The sequence below is a fragment of the Neptunitalea chrysea genome, assembly GCF_027924145.1.
Lineage (GTDB): Bacteria > Bacteroidota > Bacteroidia > Flavobacteriales > Flavobacteriaceae > Neptunitalea > Neptunitalea chrysea.
Genome location: NZ_BRVP01000081.1, coordinates 1 through 407, shown reverse-complemented (window position 1 = coordinate 407; position 407 = coordinate 1). Strand labels below are relative to the sequence as shown.

The window sequence follows — 407 nt, the reverse complement described above, 5'->3', positions numbered from 1 at the left end:
ACTATGCAAAACTATGTGCAGCTACAAACAGACAAAGTAGTACGAATATTTTTTTCATATCTAATGTGTGAAATATTAGTTTTTAATTAGTTTTCTCTGTTTACGTAAACCCATCCGGTAATGTTAGTACCATCTCGTTGCTCTAGTACATAGAAATAAGTACCAACAGGTAATTCTTCCCCTGTACTCGTTTGTCCATGCCACTCATCAACATAATTGATTCTTGTATACACTTCTGATCCTAAACGGTTATAAATAGTAATTCGAGAAATATCAAATCCATCAAGATCAAATGATTCATTCTTATTATCATTACCCGGTGATATACCTTGTGGAATGATACATCCAGAAGCTTCGTTTACTACAATTTCGTAATAGTTATCACAATGCTCTGTAGTTACTTCTAC

General features: G+C 33.2%; 1 protein-coding gene. It reads right to left on the bottom strand.

The features are described from left to right. Positions 1-86: 86 nt before the first annotated feature. Positions 87-407 (bottom strand): T9SS type B sorting domain-containing protein (locus NBRC110019_RS16795; RefSeq protein WP_281756621.1); only part of this gene is annotated, 321 nt, incomplete at its 5' end.